We start from the raw sequence: 14,513 nt of genomic DNA, 5'->3' as shown, positions 1-14,513 counted from the left end.
CCGGAGGGCGCTGCAGAAGAAACGGGCGTCTCATGACACCCGCCGACGAGCAGCCGCCGATCCGGATGCGGCTGGGCGGGTTCGAGGACTTCGAAGAGGTCGCGAGCGGGCTGCGCGCCACCGAGGCGCGGCGCGAGAGCGGCCGTGTGCTCGTCGTCGCCGGCAACGTGACGGCGGAACAGACCGCCGCGCTGCTGGACTTCATCGCCTACGGCGAGGGCGAGGGGTTCCTCCGGGCGCGGTGAACGTGGCGGAGCCCGAGGACGCTCCGTACGAGGAGCTCGAAACCTGGCGGTTCGGCAGCATCGAGTGAGTCACCCGAGACGAAATGGGATCACCGACATCACGGCTTCCGACGCCTCCGGATCTGCTGGGAACGCAGAGCCGACATCCACTCCCGAAGCGCTCTCCGCGTTGCCGCTCTTGCGGACTCAAAGGAACTCTCACCACGTCCGTGATACTAATACCGGTATAAGTATTGGGTAGCTCGCATCGCAGGGAGTCACGACACATGGTGGAGATCAAGACCGACACGGCACTGGAGACGATGCGAGAAGCCGGACGCGTCGTGGCCCACGCACTTGCGGCCGCCCACGCGGCGGCAGCTGTGGGAGTTCGCCTGCGCGAGCTCGACGAAGCCGCCCGCGCCGTTCTCGCCAAGGCCGGAGCACGCTCTCCGTTCCTGGGCTACCAGCCCTCCTTCGCCCCCATCCCCTTCCCCGCCGTGATCTGCGCGTCCGTCAACGACGCCGTCTCGCACGGCATCCCCGACGACTACCGCCTGCGCGACGGCGACCTGGTCAGCATCGACTGCGGAGCCGAACTCGACGGCTGGACCGGCGACGCCGCGATCAGCTTCACCGTCGGCATCCCTCGCCCCGCCGACCTCGAACTCATCGCCGCCACCCAGCAGGCCCTCGACGCCGGCATTGCCGCCGCCACCGTCGGCCACCGGATCGGCGACATCTCCCATGCCATCAGCACGGTCGCCCGCAAGGCCGACTGCGGCATGCCAGCCGACTTCGGCGGCCACGGCATCGGCCGCCAGATGCACGAAGACCCGCACGTCCCCAACCACGGACGACCCGGCCGCGGCTTCCCCCTGCGCCACGGCCTCGCCCTCGCCCTCGAACCCATGCTCATGGCCGGAGGACGCAACGACTACCGCACCGACCCCGACGGATGGACCCTGCGCACGATCGACGGCAGCCGAGCCGCCCACATCGAACACACCATCGCCATCACCGAGGACGGCCCCCGCATACTCACCCTGCCCTGACCTCGAATCCGCTCACACCCGGCAGCCAGACACCTCGGCCACTCTCGGAAAGCACCGACCATCACGGCTCCCACCGGTGCCCAGCCCTGGTTGGCAGTACAGGCAACCCCTTGAACGCGGAGCGGACGGCGCGTCGGCGCAGGGTGATTGACCGTCCCGAACCCTGCCCTCGAGATTGGCCGCTTCCCATCCATGCCTGTGGCCCAAGCCGTGTCGCTCACCTTGACCGCCTCCGAGCGCCACCGGCTCAAGAAGACGGCCCACGGTCACAAGACCCCGCATCAGACCCGGCAGCGCGCAACTATCCTGCTGCCGGCTGCCCGTGGGCACTCCAATGCCCGGATATCCACGCAGGCGCTGCTGCATGTGGACACGGTGGCTTTGTTCACGCGCGCGGACCGGCCGGCCGTTCCGGCAGCGATTGTTCAGCGGTTCGGGAGGCGCCAGAACTGCGCTGTGTTCGATGTTCACGAGGAGGGACAGTGCCAGGTGGGACCGTCGTTCATCGCAAGGTCGTGGCGTTGGGTCAGTCCTGTCCTGACGGCGGGTTATGGCCGCCTCGACTCCTTTGGCCGGTGGCGACGACGTTCCCGAAGGCCGCGGCGAGTGCTCGCGCGATCAGGTCGGGCAGTTCCGTCTGCCCGTCGTCCTCGGCCCAGCGCGTCAATGCCGTGTGCATCGCGGCCAGGCATGCGCTGGTCGCGGCCTGGGCGCGGAACGCGGCGTCATGGGCAGTCGCGTCGTCTGGGCCGAGGGCGTCGACGACGGCCTGCTGGAGCGCGTACTGGCTGTCCAGATGCCGGGCCCGCAGCGCGGGCGTCGAGACCATCAGCCGGAGGCAGTCCAGCAGGAACCGCTCGCTCACTGCTGGTTCGTCCCCCTCGCCGCCGGTCAGTACCGTGGCCGCATCGACGAGTGCGCCACCGACGCGGCGTACCACGGGCTGCGTCGCGGGCGATGCGGCGACCTTCTCGGCGATGAGCCGGGCGGGCTGGTCGATGAGGACGAGGTCCTCCTTGGTGGGGAAGTGCCGGTACACGGTCATCGCCGAGACACCGGCTGCCTCGGCGACTTCGGCCACGGTCACCGTGTCGTAGCCGCGGTCGGTGAACAGCCGCACCGCATGCTCCTGGATCACGCGCCGCGTCCTGGCTCGCTGCCGTTCCCTCAGGGGAGGCTTTCGCTCCGTCATATGGTAGACACTACCGCTATGTTAGTAACTAATGTGCGGATGGGGTGGACGGCGTGAGCGGTCAGGTCGGCAGGACGGCTTTGGTGACGGGTGCGTCGCGTGGCATCGGCCAGGCGATCGCAGCCCGGCTCGCAGCGGAAGGGGGCATGGTCATCGTGCACTTCGGCACGGACGAGAGCGGGGCGGCGGCGACGGTCGAGGCGGTAGAACGGGCTGGTGGGGCCGCCCGCGCCGTCCGGGCTGAACTGGGCGTGGACGGCGACGTCGAGACGCTCTTCGCCGGCGTCGAGGACTGCCTGTCCGGCAGACCGCTCGACGTCCTCGTCAACAACGCCGCGGCTGCACCGGCCGGCCCGCTCGGCGCGACGACCCGGGCGGAGTTCGACCGCCTGTTCGCGGTCAACGTGCGAGCGCCGTATTTCATCATCGAGCACGCAATGCCCCTGCTGCGTGACGGCGGCCGGATCATCACGATCTCATCGGTGGCGACCCGGATGGCCAACTCGGCCCAGACGTCCTTCGCCATGACGAAAGCCGCGGTCGAGACGATGAGCAGGACCCTGGCCAACCAACTCGGGCCCCGGGGGATCACAGTGAACGCCGTCGCTCCCGGAGCCACCAGGACGCCGGCCAACGGAGCCGTCTTCGACGTGCCGGGCCTCGCCGAACAGATCACCGCTATGACGGCACTCGACCGGCTGGGCGGGCCCGACGACGTCGCCGATGTGGTCGCCTTCCTCGCATCCGACGCCGCTCGCTGGATCACCGGCCAGGTCATCGACGCGAGCGGCGGCCTGTTCCTCGGTCCACGCCTCTGACCGACGAGGGCGTCGCGACGACCGGAGAGGACCACGACGGTCCCAAACCAGGAACCGGCCCGGCCGCCCTCGAGCGGGGCTGCCCCGAGCTCAGCGGATGCCGGCGCCGGACTCCCACCCCCTAGGCCCCACGCGGGTACCCGGCGCAGCGCGCCCCTACCCCATACCGCCACGCCATCGCCGAAGTCAGCGCTGCGCCGGCAGGGGCACTCCCCGTGCCGACCTCATCGGACCGGCGCTCCCGCCCAGCTCCAGCGCTGTCCGAACCCGTAAACGTTTCGACTACCCGTGAGCGCTAGCCGCCTCCCCAACCGGTGTACAAGCGCTGCTCTTCTCCGTGTACAAGGCCAGACACGGTGCGCACCTGGCGGGGCAGGTTCGCCACCGGCGGCCTGCCCGCCCTCGCCGACCGCAAGCGGTCCGGTCGGCTGGCCTCGTTCACCACCTTGCAGGTCGCCGAGGTCAAGGCGCTGGCCTGTGAGTTACCCGCCGAGAGCGGGACACCCAGGTCATGACCACCGAGCCCTACGCCAGTGCCAAACGCGTTTTCTGGATCGTCGACAACGGCTCCTCCCAACCGACGGAAGAAGGCCATAGATCGTCTTACCAGGGCGTTTCCGAACGCTGCCATGGTCCACACCCCCGTGCACGCCTCCTGGACGAACCAGATCGAGATCTTCTTCTCGATCGTCCAACGCAAGGTCGTCTCGCCCAATGACTTCACGGACGTCAGCGAGGTCCGGGATCGGCTCCAAGCATTCGAAGACCCTACAACGCCACGGCATAGCCCTTCCAGTGGAGGTCCACCACCTCCGATCTGGACGAACTGCTGGTCCGGCTCGGCCGACAGGCAATCCGTCGTCAGGGAGAATCCTCCGCCCGTACCGCTGCGTGATCAACCCCCGAAGAACTTCGAGCGTCGACCACTTAGTAGCTGAAGGTGGTCGCGCCCTCGTCCCCGATCCACTTCCACATAGGTACGGTGCCGCCGAGTTCGGCATTGAGGAGAAGATTGTTGTTGTCGAGCTTGCGAGCGTCAAAGCAGATCGGGCAGACCAGGTATCGTCCGCCTGCCCTCTCGTACCGGTCGAGCAGGTCAGACAGTGGGGGGCAGCCGTCACAGGCGGTCGCTGTCGCGATGCCGGGGACTGCAAGGCGGACGGCCTCCTTGGTCAGGAACATCAGAGTGGGGCGGCCCTGCTCCGCGGCGCCCACGGCAACGAGAAAGGCGACTGTTACCTTCTCGGAGTCCTCCAAGCCGGTGGTTAGACTCACGACGGCCTTGTTGGTCATTGACTGATCCTTCCCTTCGAGTTGGGATTCGGGTTCGGAATAGGCGGCCGGCAGCCGAGCGTCATTCACTGAAATCTTGATCTACATCACGGTGTCAGCAAGCAACACCCAGCCAGCGCGGCACCGACACTAGGTGCCGCGCATCTCCGACCTCGATCACACACAGTCAACGACCAGGCAGCCAAAGAGTTTCGGAATGGCAGGCTTGATGCTTGACCTCACACCTCACCCCACCTGCTGATATCTCCCGTTTCCAGGGGTACGTGACACGGCTTTCCTCCATGCCTCAAGATGTCGAGTTGACGGAGCGTGAAGGAACGGCACTGGTCCGCTGGCTGCGCTCGGACCATGCTGCGCTATGGCAGACTCCGCCGCTCCACCCCCGGGAGGAAGCCGTACGAGGAGGACGAGAAGCGGCGGGCAGCCGCCTGGGCCACAGGCCGCCAGCCAGACCCGCGCGAGGCCCGCATAGGCCGGCTGCGTGATCTCAACCAGCGGCTCACCGGCAAAGGGGCAGCCGGTTCAGGTCAACTGGACTGCAGGAGACGCAGAGTGGTCCAGCGCCCCGAGCAGGCCACGCCGAATCCTGTAGCAACACCAGCGTTCGCCCCTTACAGTCACCGCATGGCCATCGAGGACGAGAGCTCAAGCCAGCCCGACATCGCCGCGATGCTCACCGACCAGACCCGTGCCTGCAAGGCAGCACGCGACGCCATCGCCGCTGGCGGCCAGGTGATGGTCTGGGACAACGAGGTGCCCCATTGGATGGTCGCCGGCATTGCCGCGACGAGGCTGAGGCGGTCGTTGAAAATCGGCCTGACGACCCTGGGCCTCGACGAGACCGTCGAGATCCTGGCTCAGCACCGCGACAAGCAGCTGCGCACCGGCATCATCGACGCAGCAGACCGGTCGTGGCACTTCACGCTGTACTTCGACGCCACGGGGACCGAGCTCTTGGCGTGCAGCGGCGTCAAACGCGAGCCGCCGTCGAAGGCGGGTGGTCAGAAGCTCCAGCTGTAGAGGCCGCCACCGGTGTTCACCGTACTCGCCGCGAGCCGGGCAACTCGCTGGACCACGCGGCTCTGGTCCGAGGAGGGCAACGACATGAGACATAGTGTTCTTCCTCGCCCTCGATGACGAGACCGCCGCTGCGTCGCGCCTGCGGGGACCGGGTGAAGCCTTTGAGCCTGTGACCTGCCGCTCTATTGAGCCGGACAGTGCCATCGCCGAGTGGGCCACCCGAGCATGACGGCAGGCCGTCGAGCAGACGCGGGTGCTGCGTAATCGGTCTCAGCCGTCTGATCGGCGGGCCACCTCAGCTGCGTAGACGGTTCTGAAGCCCCGGCTGCCATCGGTCGGCAGCGGCAGGGCTGATGCCGAGAAGCCGTTCAAGGACGCCCGTGGGCATCGTGGTGGAGATGTCGAGCAGAGCCGCGCAACGACCGGACTCGTGACGACGGCGGCCGAATGAGAGACCTACCGGCTGGGCGGGCGGTAGTGTCCGCGTGTGCGTTGATCTTCCGGGCGGCGGCCGAGCGCTGCCGCAGACGGTGCGGGCGGCCCCGATGTGTTCGGGACTGCCTTGCCGGCGTACCCGTCTTCACCACACCGGAGGTCAGCAATGACTGCTCAGAAGCCCGTCGGCTACGACGCGTTCCTCGAATTCGCCGCCGCCGACTCAGCTGTCGTCGGCCTCGTCCTCAAGGGCTCCAGGGCCCACGAGGGCATGACCACCGACCACTCCGACCACGATCTGTACGTCGTCCTCGACGACGGCGCGACGACAGCCCTCACCCGGTTCTCGGGCCACCGCACCCCAGAACTCGACCTCGTCATCCTCTCCCTCGACGAGTTCCGCGCCGCCGGAATGCCCGGCTTCGAGCGGTACGCCCTCGCCCGTGCCCGGATCGTGCTCGACCGGCTCGACGGAGGCATCGCCCGGATCCTGGCCGGCAAGGCGCGGCTGGACGCGGATGAAGCCTTCCGGGAGGCGGGCGAATGGCTCGATGCCTACGCCAACTCCCTCTACCGCTCGGTCAAGAACGACCGCGACGGCCATGCGCTCGCAGCCCGGCTCGACGCTGCCGACAGCATCCGGTCTCTGCTGGAGCTGCTCTTCGCTCTAGACCGTCGCCCGCGCCCCTACAACAAGTATCTGGAATGGGAGCTGGCCCGATTCCCACTGCCCGGCTGGGACATCGCCATGCTGCTCGACGCTGTGGACCGCATCTCGGTGACAGGTGACGTGTCCGCGCAGCGTCGTCTCTTCGCCCACGTCGAGGCGGTGGCCCGGCGGGCCGGGCACGGCGCGGTGCTGGACGCATGGGGTGAGGACTTGGTCTTGATGCGACCGCAGTAGGAGCGTGCCGCAGGAGCTCCCGCACCGCCGCCTTGGCCGCCGCTGACCGGCGGGGCCTGTCTGTGGGCGATCAGCGGTTGTCCGCGGTCGAACTCCGGCAGGGCCGAGTCAGTGCGGGGCGCCCGCGTCACCTTGTGGCGGCGCTTCCTCCTCGGGCGGGCGTTGCGGCACCTGCTCCAGGCGCCGGGCAGCCGGTCGGAGGTGCTGCGGGTAGCGGGGGCCAGGACGCTGCGGGCGGGGCCGCCGACCCGGCGCCATGGGCGGGGATGAGCAGGAGTGATCTCCTCCAGCCGTCGGTGAACAGCGCGTTGCACAGGTACACAGAACGAGGGCCCGCCGCACCGTGTCGGTTGCCTCGCACGGTGCAGCGGACGGGACAAGCAGCCCGACTGCCCCGAGTTCAGCCCAGTCCGCAGCGGTCGAGCGAGGCACGAACCCGGTTGAGCCCCTCCGCTCTCCAGCGAACCCGGTCGGGCATCTGGTCTTCCCGGCGCCAGCGCCAGGCCGAGAACATGGCCCAGTCCACGGCGCGGCACCGGTGAATCAGGTCCTGGTCAGCCCCCACATAGTGCTTTTCCACTTCGTCGGGCGCATGGGCGAGGTCGAACTCGACCGGCCCACGGCAGCACGTGGCGAGGTCCACGAAAAGCGGCCCCCTCTTCGTGTTGAGGAGGTTGCCCGGATGCGGCTCGCCGTGCAACAACTGGTCGCCGGCCTTGTTCACGCTGATCGCGGCGCTCAGTTCACTCAGTGTGCTGCTGAGGAGTTCCCGGTCGGCATCGGGCAGCTCGGGGGACCGCTCCCGGTCGTTCACCTCTCTCAGTGCCCCGGCGACCCGATCGGTGAAATGCGGTGCGTCCAGATCGACCTGGCGGAGGGCGGCATGGAGCCGCATGAGCACGTCCGCGTAGTCGGCCGGCGCGATCTCCGTCTCCACAGGTTCGTAGTAGGTCCACAACGAGATGGCGAAGGCATCGCGCACATAGACGCGGGGGTCGACCCGAGGCTCCAGCTCAGCCACCGGAGCGTCGACGTCCGCGAGACGGCGGGCGACCTCTACTTCGAACTCGGAATCAGCCAGATGCCCCAAAGGCGCGACGCGAGCCAGAACATCGCAAGGGGCCAGGCGCAGCGCGACGCGGTCCGAGTTGTTGATGACGACCACATCGGCGACCGGAAGGCCCAGCTCCGAAGCGGTTACCCGTCCTGCCTCGACTGCGCGACGGAGTTCCGAAGGCTCCATGTCGTTCTCCCTCATCGTCGGGTACACATACGCGTCCGGGGACGGCAACGGCGCCCCGATGTCTTCGCGGACATCATCCGGCACCCGGTCCCGGAGAGAGCCGGTTCCAGTCGGATCCGGTGCAAAGCCGGACGCCCCGGCGCCGGGGGCAGCCGCCTCGGCCAGCACCGCCAGCTCGGCACGGTCGCCCTCGTAGACCGGGGCGACCGTGCCCGCGCCGTTCGCGCGACCGCGTCCTGGACGGCCGGCAGCGGGTCGTCCGACCCCGGCACGCGGGCGACGAGAAGGCCGGTCACGTCCGCCGTCGCCGGCCCGCCGTCGAACCGGCGGTAGACATCGACGTAGTCGACGGCCCGGGACGGGGGCCCTGCCCTGTACGAGGTGTGTCAGCGCCGAGGCGGCGTCGTCCGTGTCGACGAAGCGGCGGAGTTTGGCCTTCCATCCGGCGAACCGCTCGGCTGTCATCGTGCAGGCGCCCGCCCGAGTCGACGCGAGAGTACGCCCATCGCGCGCCGTTGCACTGTGCACGGCCGCACGGATCCTCTGCTGCTCCCGTCCCGTCCGCAGGTCACTGTCCGAGCGTCGACCAGCCCAGGTACAGCCGGCCGCTCGCTGGTGCGCAGTCGGTGTCCGTCGAGGTCGCGGAGGAAGTCCTTCTCCGCCCTCGGCCGGGGGCGGAGAAGGCCTGCCCGGTCTCCCGCCTTTGGGGCCCCGGAACCGGCCTTGGCCAAGCGGTCGGGCGCGGCCGGGTCAGCGCGAGTCTGGTTCCTGGCTGCTGGGGGGCGTACGCGCCGAGACCTTGCGTGTCAGCGAACGGGTCCAGCCCCCGACGACGATGAGGACGAGCAGACACAGCAGCGGAATCTCCAGCCAGTCCGGCAGGAAGCTGATCAGCCCCTCGGGTATCTGCCGTCCGCCCCGGCCTGCGGCTGCCCCATGTCCTGTGAGTTCCCCCCCGTTGTCGTGTCAACGCAGTGACCTTGGCTGGCGCTCAGACGTCCGGTGCGGGTTGCCCAGCCCTGTCAGGGGCGCGGGCAACTGCTCGATCAGCCAAAGCCCCTGCAGCCGCCCGACCACGCGTTTCGCTGAACGCTCAGCGGGCTGCCGAGACACTGCTGAAGCTGCTGTACCTCGAGTGAGCAGGTTGAAGGGCCAGGGCCTCAGCGTCTGCCGGGTCTCCGGCGTCGACCCGGAAATCGGCCAGGGTCAGCAGTGTGTACGAGTCGCCTGCGGCACCTGCCCCGTGTGCCTCGGCCGTCTACCGAGCGTCCTGATTGTGCGTCACCATAGACTCGCCGACAGACGATGATGGAGGAGCTGGACTGTGGGGAAGCATCAGAAGCCGCCGCCTGACCCCTCGCAAGGCAAGCCGCCGCCCGGGAACTCCGACGGGCAAGTGCCGCCGGCGCAGCCTTCAAACGGCAAGCACAAGAAGTAGGGGCCTGTGTCCGAGTTCGGCGACCGACGTCGGCGCCTGGCGGCCGCCATGGAGCGCCGGGGTGCCTGGCCTGCCCGTTCCGCATGGATCCGCCAGGCTGTCGACGCTCTGCCCCGGCACCGGTTCGCCCCACAGCGCCTGTGGCGCTGGAACGGTCAGGCCTACATCCCGGTGGACCGCCGGACCGACGCCGAAGGGTGGGCGGCCGAGGTGTACGGCGATCCGGACGCGGCGGCCGTCACTCAGGTCACCGACGGCAGGCCCTCCTCCAGCCTGTCGTGCCAGGCGGTGGTGGTGGACATGCTCGACTCCCTCCAGGTGGAGCCCGGGCACCGCGTGCTGGAGCTGGGATCCGGGACGGGCTGGAACGCCGCGCTCCTCGCCTTCCGAGCGGGCCGAGGACAGGTGACCAGCGTGGAAGTGGACCCTGCGCTTGCCGCCGCCGCCCGTTGGGGCCTGGACGCGGTCGACGCTCAGGTAGCGGTGGAGGTCGGCGACGGCGAGGCGGGGTGGCCGGCGGGCGCGCTGTACGACCGGGTGATGTCCACGTACGCGGTCCCCACTGTCCCGTGGGCCTGGGTGGCCCAGACCCGGCCGGGCGGACGCATCGTCACCGCTTGGGGCCGACTGGGGCACGTGGCCCTGACCGTCGCCGAGGACGGCAAGTCGGCGACCGGCTGGATACAGGGCCTCGCCCAGTTCATGCCCGCCCGCGGCACCCGAGCCGACCTCGACTTCAGCCAGGTGCGCGGCACCGATCCGGCCGACGACGAGCGACCGTACCAACGAGACATCGGACCGCTGCGCGACGACTGGAACCTCAGATTCGCCCTGCGCGTCGCCCTTCCCGACGTGCACGTCACGCTCGCCGCCGACGCCGACGGACTCAACGCCTGGCTCCACGACTCCAAGAGCTCCTGGGCGTCCCTCTCCGCCCTCGGCGACGGCACGACCGTCGCCCACCAAGGCGGCCCACGCCGCCTGGCCGACGAGCTGGACAGAGCCTGGGACGCGTGGCTGGACCTGGACAAGCCCGACGTCTACGACTACGGACTGACCGTCGAGCCAGACCAGCAGTACGCGTGGGCCCATGACGCGCAGACGGGCCCGCGATGGCCGTTGAACGGTGATTGAACCCGCCGCCGGCCGCCGTCGTCATGTACCAAGCACACTGGGCTCCACAGGATTGAAGCCGTACGAGCCGTAGGAGCCGTAGAAGTGGGCAGGCGGGCCGATTCCGCCGAGAGCGCGTGGTCTCCAGCCAGCTGACATGCCGGACCGCAGCGACCCGGCCGGGGTCGGCCGCCCCACCCGTTCCGCTCCCGCCGCAAGCACCTATCGCACCCATGGCAGGGCTGTCCCGTAATCATGTTCACGCGTTGTCAAATGCGCTCATGCTGGCTTGGGGGTACTGGGAGTCGTCCTGGGTATCGATGCGCAGGTCCCGGATGTACCAGTCGAGCCGTGTCCCGTCCACGCCGTGCGTGTGCTTGCCGGGGGTGAACCCCGCCCGCTGGGCGACTGCGGCGGATGCGGCGTTCTCCGGCTCTACCCGGATCACCGCCTCTTTCCCGCCCTCATCTGCCGCGTATCGGGAGACCAGGAGGACCGCGCGGGTGGCCAGGCCGCGCCCCCTCCAGGACGGGTAGAGCCCGTAGGCGACGTTCACCTGGCCGGGAGACAAGCCCTCTGCTGCGAACCGCAGGTCGATCGTCCCCGCGAGCGTCTCGTCGGCGCCTGCCCGGATACCGAAAGCGCGCAGTGGCCCGGCCGTGTCCCACTGTTCCCGGCAGTGTCGGATGTAGGCGACGACGCCTTCGCGTGTGCCGGGACCGCCGCTGAGCCAGCGGACCAGCGGCTCATCCTCCCCTGCGAGGTGCGCCTCGGCATCGTCCAGGCGCAGCGGGGACAGGGTGATGATCCCGTCGGACACCTTCACTTCATGCATCTGGCGATTCTGGGCGCCAGGTCTGCGCCGCGCCACCGGATTCCACGGACATCGCGAAGAGCCGCTCCAAACATCGTGGATGATCTCGGGGTCACCGGTGCGGCGGCGGCCGACGGCACGGTGCGCAGCTACGCGGCGGTGACTGGTGTCGTCACGGCCTCGGAGCCTTCCTGTACAGCCCCGCTCACCGGGCTGAGCCCGTGTCAGTTCGGTAAGCTGGTCGCCGCCCTGCGGCGCGAGGGTGCGGATCCGGTTGGCAGGGGCGGCCGGCCGTGGAGCCTGCCTTTGGAGGACCGGGTTCTGCTGGTCGCCGCGTACTGGCGGACGACCCTGATCTTGCGGCAGCTCGCCCCGCTGTTCGGGATCTCGAAGTCCGCGGCCGACCGCATCATCGACCACCTCGCCCCGTCGCTCGCGCTCCAGCCCCGCAGGCGGTTCCGTAAGGACACCGTGCTGATGGTGGACGGCACGCTGGTTCCCACCCGCACCGTCGTCGAGCAGTTGAGGAACTATCGGTACTTCACCAGCCACCAGGTCGTCATTGATGCCGACACCCGTCTCGTCGTCACCGTCGGACCAGCCGGTCCCCGGCAATCGCAACGACTGCAAGGCGTGGGAAACGTCTGGCGTCAAGGCAGCCGTCGGACGCGCCGCGGCGATAGCTGACGGCGGCGCCCGCGGCATCGGCCTGATCATTCCACACCGCCGCGAATCCGGCCAGGCCGAACTCCCGGCCTGGGAATAGGAACACAACACCTCCCACCGCAAGGTACGCGCCCGCGTCGAGCACACCTTCGCCCGCATGATGAGCTGGAAGATCCTCCGCAGCCGCCGCCCGGTCACCTCCCTGGCCCCGCCGGGAACCTCTACCGAAGCCGTGTGCTGGCTGTCCGGCGCGATCCGCCTGGGCCTGGCCACGGGCACCGCCCTGGCCGGCCCCCTCGACGGCCGCTTCGCAGCCCCGCTCATGGCCGCCGCCCTTGTGCGCGCTCCTCCTGGCCGCCCGCACCGCGTCCGGGCCGGCGGCGCGGACGTACTCGGCCATGGCGCGGGCAAGTTGGGTCAGGCCTTGTGCGCGAGCCGCGGCGACGGATGAGGAGGTCGTTTCCGACGGCGGGCTGCACGGGCGCGGGACGGTGATCGGTCCGTCGCGGTTGCTCCAGTCAGCGGGGCATGCCACGGTCCAGCTCCCGCGCCTTCTCGCGCAGGCTCGCTGCCCAGGCTCCGCCTTCCGCAGGAGTGGACATCCCAGCGACGGTGGAAACCTGCACGTCTTCCAGCGGGGCTTCTGGGGCGGCTCCGTGCCGTGCCCAGTCCACCTCGATCCCGGCGCGTTCCGACAGAACCAGCACTGTGGCAATGAAGCCTTCGGACAGCGCGAGCCAGATGGCATGGCTCGTTCTTCGGTGCTTCGCCAGGAGGGCGTTCACGAAGGTCTCGAATGTGTCGAGGCTGATCTGGCACTCGTCGTTCTCCATCGGTCCGATGCCCGAAGGGAGTCCCAGCTCTGCCTCGAAGACTGCGGCCTGCTGCTGGAACAGGCGAGAAGCTCCATTGGACGGGTTCCACAGCGTCTCGTCGCCGACGTCGAAGTACTGGCTCATCGCGGCACCTTCCCATTGGTCACGACTGGCCAGCGTATCCAGCCCGATCACTGCCGTCGTCGGCTTTACGCCCTGGCCAGGCGGACGGCAGGGGAGGGCCGCGGCTGGGCCGACGACGGCCGGGAAGTGTTCCGGCCTGTGTTCGTAGCAGCACCGTAGCCGTCGGCATCCGGCCGGCCAGGACGAGTGTCCTCTCAACGGTCCAGCTGTGTCGGCCGAGCCCGAGCCGTGTGGACGGCTCGACGCCCTTGCGGGCGATGCGATGGCGGATGCGACGCTCGCGAAGCCAAATTCCGCGAGGATCGTAGGCGTAGCCCCTGTCGGCAATGAGCAGGGCCGGACGACGGCGGGTCCGGGGTGGGAGCGGACGGGGGGACCCGCGCACGAGCGGCTGCAGTCTGAGGCCGTCGTGCAGGGTCCGGTCAGCAGCCCGCCTTCAGCTCGGACACCGAGTCGATCGCGGACCGCGACCAGTCACTTCCTCGCTTTGGTCGGCGTAGCCGGGACCCTCGTCTGCACCGTCGCCTGAGCAGGTGAACTGTTGCTGCCGCAGAGAACGATGTATGACGATGAGCCGTATGAACAGAGTTGCCGAGTACGAAACCTTGGACCGCTTGTGGCAAGAGCATCAGGACGGCCCCGGTGTCCTATCCGTGACCCACGGTGCAAAGTAGCTGGACGCTCATGCGCTGGTCTGGCGGTGGCGTCACTCCTCGCAGTCATCCCAGGCGATCTCGTTCTTGATGGCCCTGTAGTCCCAGCTCGGACACCAGGGAGCAAGTAACCCGCCGGTAGCTTTCAAGACGATGCGGCGGCGGTCCTCTTCGGCTGGCGGGGGACCGAGTTGGTCTTGTCGAGGTGGCCGTACACCGTCGACCGGGGCACGCCGAACATGTCGGCGATCTGCTGGACGGTCTTCTCCCGCTCGTCGTAGAGCCGTTGGGCGAGCGCGGCCTGGTCCTCGGTGAGCTTCGGCCGGCGCCCGCCGACCCGGCCCCGAGCCCGCGCGGAGGCGAGACCGTCGTTGGTGTTCGACGATCAGTTCACGCTGGAGCTCGGCGAGCACGGACAGCATCCCGAACATCGCCCGGCCCTCCATCGTGGAGGTGTCGATGCCCTGCTCGATGACGTGCAGCCCGATCCCGCGCGCTCGCGCAAGTCGGCGCCGAGCGTCACCAAGTGCAGCACCGAACGGGAGAGCCGGTCGAGTCGGGTGACCTTCAACGTGTCGCCCTCCCATAGCAGCTGAAGGACGAGTTCGAGCTTCGGCCGGGACGTCGACAAGGCGAGCGGTGCGGAGCATGTGTCGAAATCCATCGGCCGGACCGTTCACCGACGT

General features: G+C 68.9%; 13 protein-coding genes and 3 pseudogenes. 9 read left to right on the top strand and 7 right to left on the bottom strand.

Translation table 11 applies throughout. From position 1 onward, the window contains the following. Positions 1–32 precede the first annotated feature (32 nt). Complete coding sequence (locus AB0M39_RS01415) at positions 33–245, top strand: hypothetical protein (protein ID WP_365358886.1); 213 nt, start codon at positions 33–35, stop codon at positions 243–245. 266 nt (positions 246–511) lie between these two features. Beyond that, positions 512–1,279, top strand: coding sequence for a type I methionyl aminopeptidase (map, locus tag AB0M39_RS01410; RefSeq protein ID WP_365358884.1), 768 nt, complete (start codon positions 512–514; stop codon positions 1,277–1,279). A 526-nt stretch (positions 1,280–1,805) separates the two neighbouring features. Here map and AB0M39_RS01405 read toward each other — a convergent pair. Further along, positions 1,806–2,471 (bottom strand): helix-turn-helix domain-containing protein, encoded by a 666-nt coding sequence (locus tag AB0M39_RS01405; protein ID WP_365358882.1) that lies wholly within the window; start codon positions 2,469–2,471, stop codon positions 1,806–1,808. Positions 2,472–2,515: 44 nt separating this feature from the next. Here AB0M39_RS01405 and AB0M39_RS01400 point away from each other — a divergent pair, with 44 nt between their 5' ends. Together AB0M39_RS01400 and AB0M39_RS01395 are read left to right on the top strand one after the other, a co-directional pair. After that, positions 2,516–3,289 carry an SDR family oxidoreductase gene (locus AB0M39_RS01400; RefSeq protein ID WP_365358880.1) on the top strand — a complete coding sequence of 258 codons (774 nt, stop codon included), beginning with the start codon at positions 2,516–2,518 and terminating at the stop codon, positions 3,287–3,289. 356 nt (positions 3,290–3,645) lie between these two features. Beyond that, positions 3,646–3,804 carry a helix-turn-helix domain-containing protein gene (locus AB0M39_RS01395; RefSeq protein WP_365358878.1) on the top strand — a complete coding sequence of 53 codons (159 nt, stop codon included), beginning with the start codon at positions 3,646–3,648 and terminating at the stop codon, positions 3,802–3,804. 412 nt (positions 3,805–4,216) lie between these two features. On the opposite strand, the gene AB0M39_RS01390 is transcribed toward AB0M39_RS01395, so the two are convergent. Further along, complete coding sequence (locus AB0M39_RS01390; RefSeq protein WP_365358876.1) at positions 4,217–4,582, bottom strand: DsrE family protein; 366 nt, start codon at positions 4,580–4,582, stop codon at positions 4,217–4,219. Positions 4,583–5,206: 624 nt separating this feature from the next. On the opposite strand from AB0M39_RS01390, the gene AB0M39_RS01385 reads away from it, so the two are divergent. Further along, a complete protein-coding gene (locus tag AB0M39_RS01385; RefSeq protein WP_365358874.1) occupies positions 5,207–5,602 on the top strand; it encodes a hypothetical protein in 396 nt (131 codons plus the stop codon). 601 nt (positions 5,603–6,203) lie between these two features. Continuing rightward, positions 6,204–6,941: a hypothetical protein gene (locus AB0M39_RS01380; RefSeq protein ID WP_365358872.1), complete on the top strand. Its 738-nt coding sequence runs from the start codon at positions 6,204–6,206 to the stop codon at positions 6,939–6,941. Positions 6,942–7,341: 400 nt separating this feature from the next. On the opposite strand, the gene AB0M39_RS01375 is transcribed toward AB0M39_RS01380, so the two are convergent. Continuing rightward, positions 7,342–8,184 carry a phosphotransferase gene (locus AB0M39_RS01375; protein ID WP_365358870.1) on the bottom strand — a complete coding sequence of 281 codons (843 nt, stop codon included), beginning with the start codon at positions 8,182–8,184 and terminating at the stop codon, positions 7,342–7,344. Positions 8,185–9,628: 1,444 nt separating this feature from the next. Here AB0M39_RS01375 and AB0M39_RS01370 point away from each other — a divergent pair. Continuing rightward, complete coding sequence (locus tag AB0M39_RS01370; RefSeq protein WP_365358868.1) at positions 9,629–10,756, top strand: methyltransferase domain-containing protein; 1,128 nt, start codon at positions 9,629–9,631, stop codon at positions 10,754–10,756. Positions 10,757–10,994: 238 nt separating this feature from the next. Here AB0M39_RS01370 and AB0M39_RS01365 read toward each other — a convergent pair whose 3' ends face one another. Beyond that, on the bottom strand, positions 10,995–11,570 hold the full coding sequence (locus AB0M39_RS01365) for a GNAT family N-acetyltransferase (protein ID WP_365358866.1): 576 nt from the start codon (positions 11,568–11,570) through the stop codon (positions 10,995–10,997). Positions 11,571–11,708: 138 nt separating this feature from the next. Here AB0M39_RS01365 and AB0M39_RS01360 point away from each other — a divergent pair. Then, positions 11,709–12,396 (top strand): annotated as a pseudogene (locus AB0M39_RS01360) (transposase family protein); the annotation flags it as partial. After that, positions 12,373–12,666, top strand: a complete 294-nt coding sequence (locus AB0M39_RS01355; protein WP_365359317.1) for a hypothetical protein — start codon at positions 12,373–12,375, stop codon at positions 12,664–12,666. The pseudogene AB0M39_RS01360 and the gene AB0M39_RS01355, both read left to right, overlap by 24 nt. A gap of 67 nt (positions 12,667–12,733) precedes the next feature. Here the strand turns inward: AB0M39_RS01355 and AB0M39_RS01350 are convergent, their stop codons facing one another. From AB0M39_RS01350 to AB0M39_RS01340, 3 genes and pseudogenes are all read right to left on the bottom strand, one after another. Then, the gene (locus tag AB0M39_RS01350) at positions 12,734–13,174 is read right to left on the bottom strand and encodes a DUF6086 family protein (RefSeq protein WP_365358864.1); all 441 of its coding nucleotides are present in this window, start codon (positions 13,172–13,174) and stop codon (positions 12,734–12,736) included. Between the two features lie 798 nt (positions 13,175–13,972). Then, positions 13,973–14,146: pseudogene (locus AB0M39_RS01345) on the bottom strand (helix-turn-helix domain-containing protein); the annotation flags it as partial. A gap of 246 nt (positions 14,147–14,392) precedes the next feature. Then, positions 14,393–14,491: pseudogene (locus AB0M39_RS01340) on the bottom strand (hypothetical protein); the annotation flags it as partial. Between the last annotated feature and the right edge of the window lie 22 nt (positions 14,492–14,513).

Source organism: Streptomyces sp. NPDC051907 (assembly GCF_040681075.1).
Lineage (GTDB): Bacteria > Actinomycetota > Actinomycetes > Streptomycetales > Streptomycetaceae > Streptomyces.
Note: the sequence above shows the minus strand (reverse complement) of the source record. Positions and strands in the feature narration are given on the sequence as shown.

What these genes read in the sequence shown, in the direction of transcription:
- AB0M39_RS01415 (WP_365358886.1), top strand. Translation starts at nt 33, where the DNA reads ATGACACCCGCCGACGAGCAGCCGCCGATCCGGATGCGGCTGGGCGGG.
- map (WP_365358884.1), top strand. Translation starts at nt 512, where the DNA reads ATGGTGGAGATCAAGACCGACACGGCACTGGAGACGATGCGAGAAGCC.
- AB0M39_RS01405 (WP_365358882.1), bottom strand. Translation starts at nt 2,471, where the DNA reads ATGACGGAGCGAAAGCCTCCCCTGAGGGAACGGCAGCGAGCCAGGACG.
- AB0M39_RS01390 (WP_365358876.1), bottom strand. Translation starts at nt 4,582, where the DNA reads ATGACCAACAAGGCCGTCGTGAGTCTAACCACCGGCTTGGAGGACTCC.
- AB0M39_RS01385 (WP_365358874.1), top strand. Translation starts at nt 5,207, where the DNA reads ATGGCCATCGAGGACGAGAGCTCAAGCCAGCCCGACATCGCCGCGATG.
- AB0M39_RS01380 (WP_365358872.1), top strand. Translation starts at nt 6,204, where the DNA reads ATGACTGCTCAGAAGCCCGTCGGCTACGACGCGTTCCTCGAATTCGCC.
- AB0M39_RS01375 (WP_365358870.1), bottom strand. Translation starts at nt 8,184, where the DNA reads ATGGAGCCTTCGGAACTCCGTCGCGCAGTCGAGGCAGGACGGGTAACC.
- AB0M39_RS01365 (WP_365358866.1), bottom strand. Translation starts at nt 11,570, where the DNA reads ATGCATGAAGTGAAGGTGTCCGACGGGATCATCACCCTGTCCCCGCTG.
- AB0M39_RS01355 (WP_365359317.1), top strand. Translation starts at nt 12,373, where the DNA reads ATGATGAGCTGGAAGATCCTCCGCAGCCGCCGCCCGGTCACCTCCCTG.
- AB0M39_RS01350 (WP_365358864.1), bottom strand. Translation starts at nt 13,174, where the DNA reads ATGAGCCAGTACTTCGACGTCGGCGACGAGACGCTGTGGAACCCGTCC.